Origin of the sequence: Embleya scabrispora (assembly GCF_002024165.1) — a bacterium.
Taxonomy (GTDB): Bacteria; Actinomycetota; Actinomycetes; order Streptomycetales; family Streptomycetaceae; genus Embleya; species Embleya scabrispora_A.
Genome location: NZ_MWQN01000001.1, coordinates 127,230 through 139,765, shown reverse-complemented (window position 1 = coordinate 139,765; position 12,536 = coordinate 127,230). Strand labels below are relative to the sequence as shown.

The 12,536-nt window shown below is 72.7% G+C and carries 12 protein-coding genes; 6 read left to right on the top strand and 6 right to left on the bottom strand.

What is annotated here, in order from left to right:
• Positions 1 to 261 precede the first annotated feature (261 nt).
• Complete coding sequence (locus B4N89_RS00655) at positions 262 to 1,122, top strand: HpcH/HpaI aldolase/citrate lyase family protein (protein WP_101896957.1); 861 nt, start codon at positions 262 to 264, stop codon at positions 1,120 to 1,122.
• Positions 1,123 to 1,211: 89 nt separating this feature from the next.
• Here B4N89_RS00655 and B4N89_RS00650 read toward each other — a convergent pair whose 3' ends face one another.
• From B4N89_RS00650 to B4N89_RS00640, 3 genes are all read right to left on the bottom strand, one after another.
• Entirely contained in the window at positions 1,212 to 2,657 is a 1,446-nt protein-coding gene (locus tag B4N89_RS00650) for an MmgE/PrpD family protein (protein ID WP_078973914.1), read from the bottom strand.
• Positions 2,650 to 3,354, bottom strand: a complete 705-nt coding sequence (locus B4N89_RS00645) for a cyclase family protein (protein ID WP_235618414.1) — start codon at positions 3,352 to 3,354, stop codon at positions 2,650 to 2,652. Before B4N89_RS00645 ends, B4N89_RS00650 begins: the two co-directional genes overlap by 8 nt.
• Positions 3,355 to 3,454: 100 nt before the next feature.
• Positions 3,455 to 4,651, bottom strand: coding sequence for a CaiB/BaiF CoA transferase family protein (locus B4N89_RS00640; protein WP_078973913.1), 1,197 nt, complete (start codon positions 4,649 to 4,651; stop codon positions 3,455 to 3,457).
• A gap of 194 nt (positions 4,652 to 4,845) precedes the next feature.
• Here B4N89_RS00640 and B4N89_RS00635 point away from each other — a divergent pair, with 194 nt between their 5' ends.
• The 3 genes from B4N89_RS00635 (at position 4,846) to B4N89_RS00625 (ending at position 7,595) form a co-directional block, all read left to right on the top strand.
• Complete coding sequence (locus tag B4N89_RS00635) at positions 4,846 to 5,193, top strand: hypothetical protein (RefSeq protein WP_078979020.1); 348 nt, start codon at positions 4,846 to 4,848, stop codon at positions 5,191 to 5,193.
• Complete coding sequence (locus B4N89_RS00630; protein WP_235618413.1) at positions 5,183 to 6,064, top strand: IclR family transcriptional regulator; 882 nt, start codon at positions 5,183 to 5,185, stop codon at positions 6,062 to 6,064. Before B4N89_RS00635 ends, B4N89_RS00630 begins: the two co-directional genes overlap by 11 nt.
• Positions 6,065 to 6,146: 82 nt before the next feature.
• A complete protein-coding gene (locus B4N89_RS00625) occupies positions 6,147 to 7,595 on the top strand; it encodes a dihydroorotase (RefSeq protein WP_078973912.1) in 1,449 nt (482 codons plus the stop codon).
• A gap of 65 nt (positions 7,596 to 7,660) precedes the next feature.
• Here the strand turns inward: B4N89_RS00625 and B4N89_RS00620 are convergent, their stop codons facing one another.
• Both B4N89_RS00620 and B4N89_RS00615 read right to left on the bottom strand, forming a co-directional pair.
• Complete coding sequence (locus tag B4N89_RS00620; protein ID WP_078973911.1) at positions 7,661 to 8,629, bottom strand: GlxA family transcriptional regulator; 969 nt, start codon at positions 8,627 to 8,629, stop codon at positions 7,661 to 7,663.
• A 97-nt stretch (positions 8,630 to 8,726) separates the two neighbouring features.
• Positions 8,727 to 9,767, bottom strand: coding sequence for a DUF1838 family protein (locus B4N89_RS00615; protein WP_078973910.1), 1,041 nt, complete (start codon positions 9,765 to 9,767; stop codon positions 8,727 to 8,729).
• 339 nt (positions 9,768 to 10,106) lie between these two features.
• On the opposite strand from B4N89_RS00615, the gene B4N89_RS00610 reads away from it, so the two are divergent.
• Positions 10,107 to 10,784 (top strand): GntR family transcriptional regulator, encoded by a 678-nt coding sequence (locus tag B4N89_RS00610; protein ID WP_235618412.1) that lies wholly within the window; start codon positions 10,107 to 10,109, stop codon positions 10,782 to 10,784.
• 47 nt (positions 10,785 to 10,831) lie between these two features.
• Here the strand turns inward: B4N89_RS00610 and B4N89_RS00605 are convergent, their stop codons facing one another.
• Positions 10,832 to 11,722 carry a hydroxymethylglutaryl-CoA lyase gene (locus B4N89_RS00605; protein ID WP_078973908.1) on the bottom strand — a complete coding sequence of 297 codons (891 nt, stop codon included), beginning with the start codon at positions 11,720 to 11,722 and terminating at the stop codon, positions 10,832 to 10,834.
• Between the two features lie 126 nt (positions 11,723 to 11,848).
• Here B4N89_RS00605 and B4N89_RS00600 point away from each other — a divergent pair, with 126 nt between their 5' ends.
• The gene (locus B4N89_RS00600) at positions 11,849 to 12,496 is read left to right on the top strand and encodes a GntR family transcriptional regulator (protein ID WP_078973907.1); all 648 of its coding nucleotides are present in this window, start codon (positions 11,849 to 11,851) and stop codon (positions 12,494 to 12,496) included.
• The last annotated feature ends 40 nt before the right edge of the window (positions 12,497 to 12,536 follow it).

Sequence of the window (12,536 nt, the reverse complement as noted above, 5' to 3'; positions counted from 1 at the left end):
TTGTCGCGTTCGGCCATATCTGCCGCGCCGAAGAGCGCTCGAAACGAAACGTGGGTACGCACAGCGAAACGAAATCTTGATCCCGCCGGCGGCCGCGCCTAGGGTGACGAGGCATCCCGCCCCACGACCGCGCACCGCGCCCGCGACGGGCGCATCGAGGAGTCACATGGAAGTCATCGGCACCATCCCGGCAACCCGTGGCGTCGTCCCGGCCACGGATCGTCGCGAGCGGGGCGCCGCACGCGCGGACCGGGGGCACGCGTGAGCGCCCGCTCCTGGCTGTACGTTCCCGGCGACCGGCCCGCGATGCTCGACAAGGCGCTGTCCCGCGGCGCGGACGCCGTCATCGTGGACCTCGAGGACGCCGTGCCGATGGCGGCCAAATCCGCCGCCCGGGACCGGGTCGCACGATGGGTGGCCGGGCAGGATCCGGACGGCGACTGCGCCATCTGGGTCCGCGTCAACCCGGGCGCACCGGGCCTGGCGGACGCCCGCGCCGTCGTCGCGCCCGCCCTGCGCGGGGTGTGCCGGGCCAAGTGCGAGGGCCCCGACGACCTGCTCACCCTGCACGGCGTGCTCACCGAGCGGGAACAGGAGGCCGGAGTCGAGGTGGGGCACACCCGCGTGTCCCCGCTGTTGGAAAGCGCGGCCGCCATCCTCGACGCACCCGCCATCGCGCGAGCGCCCCGGGTGGTGCAGCTCCAGATCGGCGAGGCGGACCTGTGCGCGGAACTGGGCATCGAACCCGGCGACGACGAGACGGAACTCCTGGCGATCCGCACCCGGTTGGTACTGGCGTCGGCGGCCGCCGGCCTGGATCCCCCCGTGGGGCCGGTGTGTACCGACTACCGTGATCAGGTGTCGCTGCGGCGTTCCACGGAGCGGTTGCGCCGCCTGGGCTATCGCTCGCGCGCGTGCATCCATCCCGATCAACTCGATGTCGTGCACGACGTCTTCACGCCGTCGGCGGCGTCCGTCGAGCGTGCCCGACGGCTGGTCGCGCGCTTCGAGGCGGGGCTGGCCGCGGGACAGGCGGTGGGCACCGACGAGGACGGCAGGATGATCGACGAGGCGGTGGTCCGCAACGCCCGCCGGATCCTGGCCGCGGCCGGCGCGACCTGAGCCGGCCACCGGCCGTTCGCCGCGTGTAGGGGCGGCGCGTCGTGACAGGGGTGGGGCCCGCTCCCCGAGGGCGGGCCGCACCCGATCGGCTACCGGATACCGGGCAGCAGCCCGGTGAGCGCGGGGCGGTCGCGCAGGCCCCGGATGCGCGCGGCGAGGGCGTCGGCGTCGGCGCCGGACAGGACCCGGGTCGCGTTGAGCCGGTACTTGGTCTCCAACTCCTCCAGACTCAGGGGCCGTCCCGGGCCGCCCCTGGACGAGTGGACCCGATGCTCCAGCCGTGCGCCGTCCCGGGTCCGCACCCGCAGGACCGCGCTGAACGCGCGGGGGAATTCGTCGTCGCACACCGCGTCCGGCACGACGGTGACCCTGGCGGCCAGGGCCAGGCGCCGCGGGTCGGCGAACGCCGTCGGGGAGAAGTCGTCCAGGTGCAGCCCCAGGCCGCCGCCGCCCAGCAGCGCGGAGGCCACCGTGTAGGGCCCGGAGAACTTCGCGTGATAGGGCGTCGTGGGTCTGATCTTGTGCTCGCGCGGTTCGCCGATGGTGCGCAGCGGCGCGGCCGCCACGCCCAGTTCCGCGGATTCCACGGTGTCGGGGTCGAGTCCGTCGGCCCGCAGGGCGAGGGCGCAGTCGATCCCGGGGTGGGTGAAGTGGTTGGAGGGGTACGGCTTGTAGACGGTCCGCAGCAGTTCCCAGTGGTCCGGGTCGTCCATGCGGTCGAGGCCCGCCAGCAGCGGGTCGGCGTGCCAGGCGTCGTCCAGGTAGGCGCGCAGGAATCCGAACCTGCCTTCGAGGACCGTCGGGGGCCCGGTGACGCCCTCGGCGGCGAGCTGGGCGGCGGAGATCCCGGCGTGGGCCGCCCATCCGCAGTGGATACGTTTGACGGTTCCCCCGGTGCGGTTCGCCTCGATGACGCCGGCGCCCATGGAGCAGGCGATTCCGATCGCATCGGCGAGTTGCCGCTCGGTCAGGCCGTACAGGATCCCCGCGGCGACGGCGGAGCCGACGGTGCCGCAGATCGAGGTGGCGTGGAAACCCTTCTCGAAGAAGACCGAATTGCGCAGCGCCGGGTCGTACGAGGCGGCGCCCAACCGCACGCACACCTCGTTGCCCGCCGCCACCGCCGCCAGCAGGGCCGCGCCGTCGGCGCCGGCGGCCTCGCCGGCGGCGAGCGCGGCGGGCACGACGGACGCCGAGGGGTGGAGCACCGACGGCAGGTGGGTGTCGTCGAAGTCCAGGGCGTGCGCGAGCGTCCCGGTGATCAGCGCGGCGCGATCGGCCGGCAGCCGGTCGGCGGATCCCGGAATGGACGCCTCGCGGGCCCCGCCCGAGCGGTGTGCGATGCGGGCGATCGCGACATGCGGCTCGGCGGGGTCGTCGAGGTCGAGGGCCGCGAGGCAGTTGCCGACGGTGTCCAGGATCCGGCCGGTGACGTCGTCGAGGACGACCTCGGGCAGGGGGCGGTCGCGGCACGCCGCGGCGAACGCCGCGAGTCGGTGTGCGTAGGGGGCGTCGGTGCCGGGCGGTTCAGCCACGGTCCACCACCGCGAGCGGTCGGGCGGGGGCGCCGGTGGCGCCCACCAGCGGCAGCGGGGCGAGGACGAGCAGGAACTCGGTGGCACCCGCGTCGGCGAGTTCGTTCAGGCGCATCGTCTCGACGATGTGGATGCCCTCCTCGACCAGGAGGATGCGGTGTACGGGCAGGGTGGCGTGGCCCCGCCCGGGTGCGATGCGCTCGAAGGCGATGGTCTCGCCGCCGGCGACGCGTACGCCGCGTTCGACCAGCCAGTGTGCGGCGTCCTCACCCGGTCCGGGTGCTCCGTCGGTGGCCCCGACGAAGGTGTCGGGGTCGTGCCAGTGGCGGGACCAGCCGGTGCCGACGAGGACGGCGTCGCCGGCGCGCACCGGGGCGGAGTCGCGTTCGGCCGCGCGCAGTTCGTCGGCGGTGACCTCGTGTCCGGCCGGCAGCGTTGCGACGCCGTGCAGTCGGGCGACGTCGAGCAGGACGGCCCGCCCCACGTAGGGCGTGAACGTGTCGATGCCCAGGGCACTGAACCCGTTGTGGCTCTGCAGGGACGCGGCCGGAGCGCCCCCGTGCACGCGCCCGTCGTGGGACACGTGGGCGAGGGCATCGACGTGCGTGCCGACGTGGCCGCCGGTGACGATGAGTTCGTTGGCCGCCGAGCCGCCGTCGGCGCGGACCATGTCGCCGTGGCGGCGTTCCAACAGCATGCGGTACGGGGGTGGTTGGGCGATTGCGGCATGCCGCGTCGCATCGGCTGCGCCAGGTCGAACACGTCGGCGCGGGCGGTCGTCTCCCACAGGGGGCTGGTCAAATGGCACCTTCCTCGCGGAGTGCGGCCAGGTCGTCGGCGCTCAGGCCGAAACGACCGGACAGGATCGCCTCGGTGTCCGCGCCGTGGGCGCGTCCGGTCCAACGGATCGCGCCGGGGGAGCCGGAGAGGCGGAAGAGGACGTTCTGCATGCGGATGGGGCCCAGGTCGGCGTCCTCGACGGTGGTGAGCGAGTCGAGGGCCCGGTACTGGGGGTCGGCGAAGATGTCGCGGATGTCGTACACGGGGGCGACGGCGGCCTGGGCGTTCTCGAACTCCCGGATCACCTCGGCATGGTCGCGGGCCGCGATCCAACCGCCGACCTGCTCGTCGAGGAGGTCGGCGTGCTCGGCCCGGCCCGATCCGGTGGCGAACCAGGGTTCGTCGATCACCTCGGGCCGGCCGACGAGGGTCATGACACGCTCGGCGACGGACTGGGCGGAGGTGCTGACGGCCAGCCATCTGCCGTCCCGGGTGCGGTAGGTGTTGCGCGGGGCGTTGTTGACCGAGCGGTTCCCGGTGCGCTCGGGTACCAGGCCCAACTGGTCGTAGGCGGTGGCCTGGGGGCCGAGCAGGGTCAGCAGCGGTTCGATGATGGCCAGGTCCACGACCTGGCCGGGCGCGCCGTGCACGTCGCGGTGGTAGAGCGCGGTCTGTACGGCGCCGGCCAGGGTGAGTGCGGCGACGCCGTCGGCGAGGCCGAACGGGGGCAGTGTGGGCGGGCCGTCGGGTTCGCCCGTGACCGCCGCGAAGCCGCTCATCGACTCGGCGAGGGTGCCGAACCCGGGCCGGTTGGCGTACGGGCCGAACTGGCCGAATCCGGTGACGCGGGCGAGCACCAGTCGCGGGTTGACCCGATGCAGCACCTCCGGACCCAGGCCCCAGCGCTCCAGCGTGCCGGGGCGGAAGTTCTCGATGAGCACGTCGGCTTCCTCGACCATGCGCAGCAGCAGGTCCGCCCCGCCGGGCCGGCCGAGGTCGGCGGTGACGGTGTGCTTGTTGCGGCCGAGCATCTTCCACCACAGGCCGACGCCGTCCTTGGCGGGGCCGTGGGTGCGCGCCGGGTCGGGTTTGCGAGGGTGTTCGATCTTGACGACCTCGGCGCCGAAGTCGCCGAGGATGGTCGCGGCCAGGGGGCCGGCGAAGAGTGTCGCGCAGTCGAGCACGGTGACGCCCCGTAGGGGTTCGTCGGGCATGATGCCGCCTCTCGATTCCACGGGATGAAATGTTGTTCCTCGTTGTGGAACACGATCCCGGAAGTTAGCATGAGGCATCCCCGCTCGGAAGTGAAACATTGTTTGTTCCTGTGGAACAGTCTTCCGGGGGCCGGGGCGGTGTCGGCCGGCGTGCCGGACACCGCGATCGCCTCGCGTCGTTCGAGAGGAATCCCGTGATCTACCTCGTCTACCGCATGAAACTCACCGAGCGCTCCCGACGCGACCAGAAGGCGTTCTGGACGTGGCTCGAGGACCGCGAGAGTTGGTTCTACCGCGACCTGCCGATGGTCCGGGAAGTGCGCTGGTACTACAGCGTGATCGGCGACGTGTACACCCTGGAGAACTGGGCGGCCTTCGAGGACGAGGCCGCGTGGGGCGCCTACCGCAAGGCACTGGCCGGCCTCAAGGGCGACCGCGACTGGGAGCATCGGCGCGTGTCGCAGGACGACTGGTGGGAGTTCCTGGACACCCGCATCGTCGCCGATCCACCGGTGCGCGTGGGACTGCGCCGTGCCGACTGACGCCGTGCCGTCCGAGGCTCCCGTCCCCACGGCGCGCGCGAGCCCGCCGGGCGGACAGACCGTCGCCACGGTGGAACGCGCCGCCGACGTCCTGATGTACTTCTGCGACGCGCACCGACCCGACCTGGGCATCACCGAGATCTCCGAAGCCCTGGGCATGTCGAAGGCCGTGGTGCACCGACTGCTGGCCTCGCTGCGCACCCGCGGCCTGGTCGACCTCGACCCCGACACCCGGCGCTACCGCCTGGGGCCGGGGGCGATGCGCCTGGGACTGGCCTACCTGGACCGGCTCGACGTGCGCGTCGCCGCGGCACCCGAACTGCACGGGTTGTCCGCGGACACCGGGGAGACGGCCACCTTGTCGGTGCGCGTGGGCGACACCCGCGTCTACGTCGACCAGGTCACCCCCCACCGCGAGGTGATCATGTCCGTGACGCTCGGCGCGCCCTACCCGCTGTGCGTGGGCGCCTCCTCCAAGGCGCTCCTGGCCTTCCTGCCGGAGGCGCGGGACGTCCGTGCCCTGGCCCGCCTGCTGGCGGACGGCCCGGCCCGCGCGGGCGAGGGACGCGGTCGGGCGGCACCGGCCGAACCCGGCCCCGCGGTGCGCCGGATGACCGAGGAACTGGCCGAGATCCGCGCCCGCGGATGGGCGCGCTCGTCGGGCGAACGCCAGGCGGGGGCGGGCTCGGTCGCCGTCCCCGTGTTCGACCACGAGGGCCGGCCCATCGCCGTGATCAGCGTGTGCGGGCCCGCCGAACGTTTCTCCGGGGTCGCCGAAGACTGCCTGGCACACCTGCTGCGCGCCGGCCGGCGCCTGTCCGAATGTATGGGTGCGCCGCCCGCGCGTTCCCCCACGCCGTCCCATCGCTGAGCCCTTGTCGAGGGCGCCCCGACCGATTCTCCCGAACCACGCACCGAAGGGGGTGCGGGCCTCCGTACGGCGGCCCGAACACATGGCACGCTACGACCTGATCGTCAAGAACGGCACACTCGTACAGCCCTACGTCGGCGAGATCCGCGCCGACCTCGCCGTCAAGGACGGCGTCATCGCGGCCCTGGGCGAGAACCTGCCGGCCGCCGACGCCGACGAAGTCCTCGACGCCGCCGGACAGGTGGTCCTGCCCGGCGCCGTGGACGCCCACTACCACCTCGGCATCTACCGCGACCTGGCCCTGGACGCCTACGAGGAGACCCGCTCCTCGCTCGTCGGCGGCGTCACCACGGTGCTGTCCTACTTCCGCACCGGCGAGCACTACCTCAACCGCACCGGTCCGTACGAGAAGATCTTCCCGGAGGTCCTGAACGCAGTGGCCGGGCGCGCGTTCACCGACTACGGATTCCACCTGGCCCCGATGACGACCGACCAGATCGGCGAGATCCCGGCGCTGATCGCCGACCACGGCGTCACCTCGTTCAAGTACTACATGTTCTACAAGGGCTTCAACCTGGCCGCCAGTTCCCGCGACACCAAGGCGTTCCGGATGGCCGAGGACGGCCAGGAATACGACCTGGGCCACCTGTTCGAGCTGATGGAAGGCGTCGCGGCGGCGAACGCGGCCGACCCGGACCGGCGCATCTCGCTGTCGCTGCACTGCGAGCAGTCCGAACTGATGCGGTTGTTCATCGACCGGGTGCGCAAAAACGGCGATCCGCAGACCCTGGAGGCGTACCACCGCGGCAGGCCCCCGCTGACCGAACGCGTCGCGATCGGGGAGGCGACGACCCTGGCCCAGGCGGCCCGCTGCTCGGTCAACCTGTTGCACCTGTCCAGCGCGGACGCGCTGGACGCGGCCAACGCGGCCCGCCGCAACCACCCCGAACTCGACGTCCGCGCCGAGGTCACCCTGCATCACCTGTGCCTGGACCACGAGTCCCTGGACGCCGCCGGCGCCGGCTTGGGCGCCAAGGTCAACCCGCCGATCCGCACGCGTGCCGACAACGAGGCGCTGTGGGCCGGCGTGCTGGACGGCAGCGTCGACTGGATCGCCTCGGATCACGCGTGCTGCATGGAGGAGCACAAGGGCGACGAACTGTGGCCGGCACTGCCCGGGTTCGGCGGCACGGCACTGCTGTATCCGGTGCTGCTGTCGGAGGGGCACCACCGTCGCGGACTGTCCCTGCGGCGGGTGGCCGAGTTGGTCTCGGCCAACCCCGCCCGCGCCTACGGCCTCGGCCGCAAGGGGTCGCTGATGGTCGGCGCGGACGCCGACCTCGTGGTGATCGACCCCGACCGGCGCCAGACGGTGTCCACCGACCTGCTGCTGTCCGGCCAGGACCACTGCCCCTTCGAGGGCGTGGAACTGCGAGGCTGGCCCCGGACGACCGTCGTCGGCGGGCGCGTGGCCTACCGTGACGGCGAGGTCGTCGGCGAACCGTCGGGCAGGTACGTCCCCCGCGGCTGAGCACACCGCACGCGCGGGGGCCGCCGCGAACACTCGCGGCGGCCCTTGCGTGCGTGCGACGGGATTCAGCGGCGACGCGCGTCGCCGGGGCGGCGGCCGGTCGTGGCGGCGAACGCGCGGTGGAACGCGGAGACGTCGCCGTAGCCCACCCGCCCGGCCACCTCGGCGATGCTCGCCGTCGATTCGGCCAATAGCAGTTCCGCCTGGGCCATCCGTACCTGGCGAAGGTAGCGGCGGGGACCGATGCCCAACGCGGCGAGGAAACGGCGCTCGACGGTTCGGGCGGTCATCCCGAGGTGACGCGACAGTTCGGACACCGTCACTGCCTCCGCGAGGTGTTCCTCCAGCCAGAACTGCGCGGCCACCACCACCGGATCGGTGGCGGGCGCCGGCGCCCGGCGGCCGTCGCCGACGTGCGCGGCCTCGGCCGGCAGGGCCCGCCGCTCCTCGGGCACGTCGAACACGAACCGACTCGCCACGCGCGCGGCGGACGGCCCGCCGTACACCCGTCCGGCCAGTTCGGCCAGCAACTCCATGCTGGAGACCAGACCGTGCGCCGAGGCGACGCGTCCGCAGCGTACGATCGCGCGGGTGGGATGCAGCCGCACCCGCGGGAACATCCGGCGGAACTCGACGGCGTACGGCGGGAACGTGGTCACCTCGCCGCCGTCCACGACCCCGGACGCGGCCAGCAGCATCGACCCGGTGCCGCCGGAGGCCAACAGCGTGCCGTCGCGGTGGAATTCGCCGAGCCGGCGCAACATCGGCGCGCACGCGGCGACGGCCTCGTCCGCGTCCCCGGTGAACGCCGCCACGAACGCCAACTCACACGCGCGCACGTCGACCAGGGCGGCGTCCGCGTCGATGACCACCCCGCCCTGGCACGCCACGGGGCGCCCGTCCAGGCTGACGGTCAGCACCCGGTGACCCGCGCCGCCACGCCCGCCCCGGGCCGCGGCCCACAGCAGATCGCGAGCGGTGACCACGCTGGAGGCCAACGCGCGGGGCGGCGCGAGGACGACGGTCGACGTCATGGCATTTCCCTTCCACACCTGGGGTGTCCGGCCGCTCGTGCCGCCGGACACCCCAGGTCACTCCGTCAGGCCCCGGCACGAGGCCGGCGGGCGATGCCTACCGGCCGCCGTTGTCGCACCACTGCTTCCAGGTCACATTCTTCGGGGCCAACTCCTGCCGGTAGAACGACGTCCACGTGGTGTCGTTGGGCGCCGGGTCCACCGCGTCCGGGGCGTGCCGGTACAGCGGGTACTCGGCGCGGACGATGTCCTTGAGCCACGGCTCGAGCGCGTCGAACGAGTCCAGCGACCAACTGCGGGCATGGTAGACGAGATTGCCGGGGCTGCCGGTCTCCGCGATGCACATCGCGGGGATGTAGGGGCCGTTGCGGGTCCAGGAGTTGGTGACCTCCATCGCCCCCTTGGGGACCTGGCGGGCGTTGTCGCGGGCACGCGCCTCGTCGCGGTCCACGTAGAAGTCGAACAGTTCCCACGAGGCATAGGTGTTGTCGACCAGGCCGAACGTCTCGGGGATCCGGTAGCGCGTACGCAGGTCGTACAGCGGCGCGGCGTCGGTGGTCCACACGAGCTGGTCGTGGATCGTTTTGGGCACGACCGCGGTGTCGAGCGGGACCTCGGCGGTACCCAGGACCGAGTAGAGCTTGCCGCCCTTGATCCGGTAATGGCCGTTGACGTGCTCGTTGTTCACCGGCGGCAGTGGCCGGGTGCGGCCGTCGAGGGGATTCGTCCACTCGGTCAGGCGCTTGCCGGTGACCGGGTCGGTGTAGAAGACGATCTCCCGGGACAACTGGTAGACGTCGTCGGTACCCGGCTGCCGGTACAGGCGCCGGATGTTGTAACCCTCGAACCCGAACAGCTTGGCGCCGTGCGGCAGGGCCGCGCCGTAGGCGTTGCCCGAGACCTGGTCGAGGACGCTTCCGCTGATCCGGAACACCATGTCCCGCCCGTCGGGGCGTCCCAGGGTCTGCAGGAACAGTCGCGCGTTCGGGTCGGAGAGCGACGCGAACAGCGACCCCGGATCGGTCGGTGCTGGCGCCGGGTGCGCCTGGGCGGAGCCGGACAGTGTGGCCGCGACGGCGAGCGTCGCCACGGAAGCGGCCAGAGCCGCACGAACGGTGGAACGGGGTTTACGCGCCATGGTGCGTGTCCTTCCGACGGGGCCGAGCCCTTCGAACCCGAGCCCCCGCAGCGTCGGGCCCGTGTTCCTTCAGTGTCAACGACATTCCACGAGGCGGAACACGGGCCGAGGGGCGGACCTGCCGAAACCGTCACCGCGCCGACGGCGGTCGCGGCGGGGCCCGGCCCCGGGTACCGGCGGCCACGGGCGGGATCGAGCGGCGCGACCGCGCTCGGGCTCGTCGCATCCGGCAAACCGCCCCGGCCCCGGCCCTCGTGCGAGACCTTCGCACGGCATCGACGCGTCCCGTCGACGACCACCGCGGCCGGGGTCCGTAGCATGCGGGTAGGAGGTGGGCGAGTGAGGGCACGCGCCGCGGACCGTGCGTACGAGATGTTGCGGGCAGGCATCCTCGAGGGACACTACCGACCGGGCGAGCGCCTGGGCGAGGCGGAACTCGCCGAGACGATCGGCGGCAGCCGCACCCCGGTGCGCGAGGCGCTGCGCCGACTCGAGGTCGAGGGCCTGGTCGAGGTCGCACCGCACCGCGGGGCCCGGGTGACCCAGTGGTCCCGCGCCGACGTCGAGGAGATCTACGACCTGCGGCTGGTCCTGGAGTCCTTCGCGGCACAGCGCGCGGCCACCAGGGTGAGCGACGCCGACGTGGAACACCTCCGGAAGCTGTGCGACGCCATGGAGGCCGCCGCACGTCCGGGCCCGGGACAGAACCTGGAGCGACTGGCCGAACTGAACACCGAGTTCCACGTCGTCATCCGCGCGGCCTCGGCCAGTTCGCGGTTGTTGACCATGCTCAACGCCGTGGTGCAGATGCCCCTGGTGTTGAGCACGTTCCACCGCTACAGCCCGGACGACCTGGTGCGCAGCGCCGGCCATCACCGCGAGCTCGTCGACGCCCTGCGGGCCCGCGACGGCCAGTGGGCCCAGGCGGTGATGCGTTCCCACGTCGCGGCGGCGAAGGCGGTCCTGCTGGCGTCGTTCGCGACCCCGGCGCGGGACGAGAGCGCCCAGCGGGACTGACGCGCCGAGCGCGGCCGCGCGCTCGCGCCGCCGCGCGGGCGTCGGGGTCACGGCGTCCCGGGAAAGATGCCGGCCCGGCCCAGCAGCGCGGGTACCGGCTTGTCCAGGCGCACCGCCAGCCAGTTCGCCGCGTCGATGATCGACGCCAGGTCGACGCCGGTGGGCACGCCCATGCGGTCGAGGGCGTAGATCAGGTCCTCGGTGGCGATGTTGCCGGTCGCGGCGGGGGCGAAGGGACAGCCGCCGAATCCGCCGACGCTCGCGTCGAGCGTGTCCACGCCCGCCGCCACCGCGGCCAGCGCGTTGGCGTATCCGGTGTTGCGCGTGTTGTGGAAGTGGCAGCGACGGCGCGCACCCGGCGCCGCCCGGGTCAGGGCGTCGAGCAGGACCTCGACCCGGTCGGGGGTGCCGACGCCGATGGTGTCGGCGAGGGCGATCTCGTCCGGGCCGTGTGCGGCGGCGCGGCGGGCGATCTCCTCGACGCGGTCGGGCGCGACCTCGCCCTCGAAGGGGCATCCGAAGGCCGCCGCGATGGTCACCGTGGTGCGCAGGCCCGCGGAGCGGGCGTCCGCGGCGATCGCACCCCACGTGTCGAGCATGTCGTCGATCCCGCAGTTCTGGTTGCGGCGACTGAACGTCTCGCTCGCGACGACGACCACGTTCACCTCGTCGACCCCGGCGGCGACGGCGCGTTCGAGGCCGCGACGGTTCAGGACCAGCCCGGCGTAGGCGACCCCCTCGACGCGAGGCACCCGCTCCATGACCTCGGCGGCGTCGGCCATCTGCGGCACCAGGCGCGGATTGACGAAGCTGACCGCCTCCACGCGCCGCACACCCGCCTGTACCGCGCGGGTGATCAACCGGACCTTGTCGGGGGTCGACACGATCGCGGACTCGTTCTGCAGGCCGTCGCGCGGACCCACCTCAAGGATCTCCATACCGACTCCGATCGTATGCAATGAAGGTCGCTTACTCGTGGTGATTTGAGGTTTACCCGCCACAAGTCTTGTGTCAAGCGATCACGCCCGCCTAGATTGCATACAACTTGACGAGGGGATCGCCTCATGGCCCGCACAGCGGATCGTGCGTACGAGGCGCTGCGGACCGCGATCCTCGACGGCACCCGTCGCGGTGGAACCCGCCTGGCGGAAGCCGAGATCGCCGAGGAACTGGGGGCGAGCCGGACCCCGATCCGGGAGGCGCTGCGCCGCCTCGCGGCGGAAGGGCTGGTGGAGACCGCGCCTCACAAGGGCGCCCGCGTCGCCAGTTGGACACCGGAGGATCTCGAACAGATCTACGAGCTCCGCCGCGAACTGGAGGCGTTCACCGCCGAACGCGCGGCCACGCGCATGGGACACACCGACCTGTGCGCGATGGCCGAACTGGCGACCCGGATGGAGGAGGCCGTCCGGCGCCGCCGACCGGACCTGGAGCACGTGGCGCGGCTCAACGCCGAATTCCACGGCCGCGTCCGCGGCGCGGCCACCGGACCGCGGCTCGCGGCACTGTTCGCCTCCGTCGTGCACACGCCCCTGGTGATGAGCACCTACCACCGCTACGGCCCCGCGGACCTCGTTCGCAGCGCGGCCCACCACCGCGAACTCGTCGACGCGCTGCGCGCCCGCGACGGCCCCTGGGCCCGAGCGGTGATGAGTTCGCACGTCGCCGCGGCCAAGGCCGCCCTCCTGCGTGACGTCCGCCCCCGGACGTGACGCGCACCGCCCGCCGAGACCACCTTCGACCAACGGACCC

Coding starts and splice junctions, on each gene's coding strand:
- B4N89_RS00625 (WP_078973912.1), top strand. CDS start 6,147: ATGGCACGCTACGACCTGATCGTCAAGAACGGCACACTCGTACAGCCC.
- B4N89_RS00620 (WP_078973911.1), bottom strand. CDS start 8,629: ATGACGTCGACCGTCGTCCTCGCGCCGCCCCGCGCGTTGGCCTCCAGC.
- B4N89_RS00600 (WP_078973907.1), top strand. CDS start 11,849: ATGGCCCGCACAGCGGATCGTGCGTACGAGGCGCTGCGGACCGCGATC.
- B4N89_RS00645 (WP_235618414.1), bottom strand. CDS start 3,354: ATGCTGTTGGAACGCCGCCACGGCGACATGGTCCGCGCCGACGGCGGC.
- B4N89_RS00640 (WP_078973913.1), bottom strand. CDS start 4,651: ATGCCCGACGAACCCCTACGGGGCGTCACCGTGCTCGACTGCGCGACA.
- B4N89_RS00605 (WP_078973908.1), bottom strand. CDS start 11,722: ATGGAGATCCTTGAGGTGGGTCCGCGCGACGGCCTGCAGAACGAGTCC.
- B4N89_RS00615 (WP_078973910.1), bottom strand. CDS start 9,767: ATGGCGCGTAAACCCCGTTCCACCGTTCGTGCGGCTCTGGCCGCTTCC.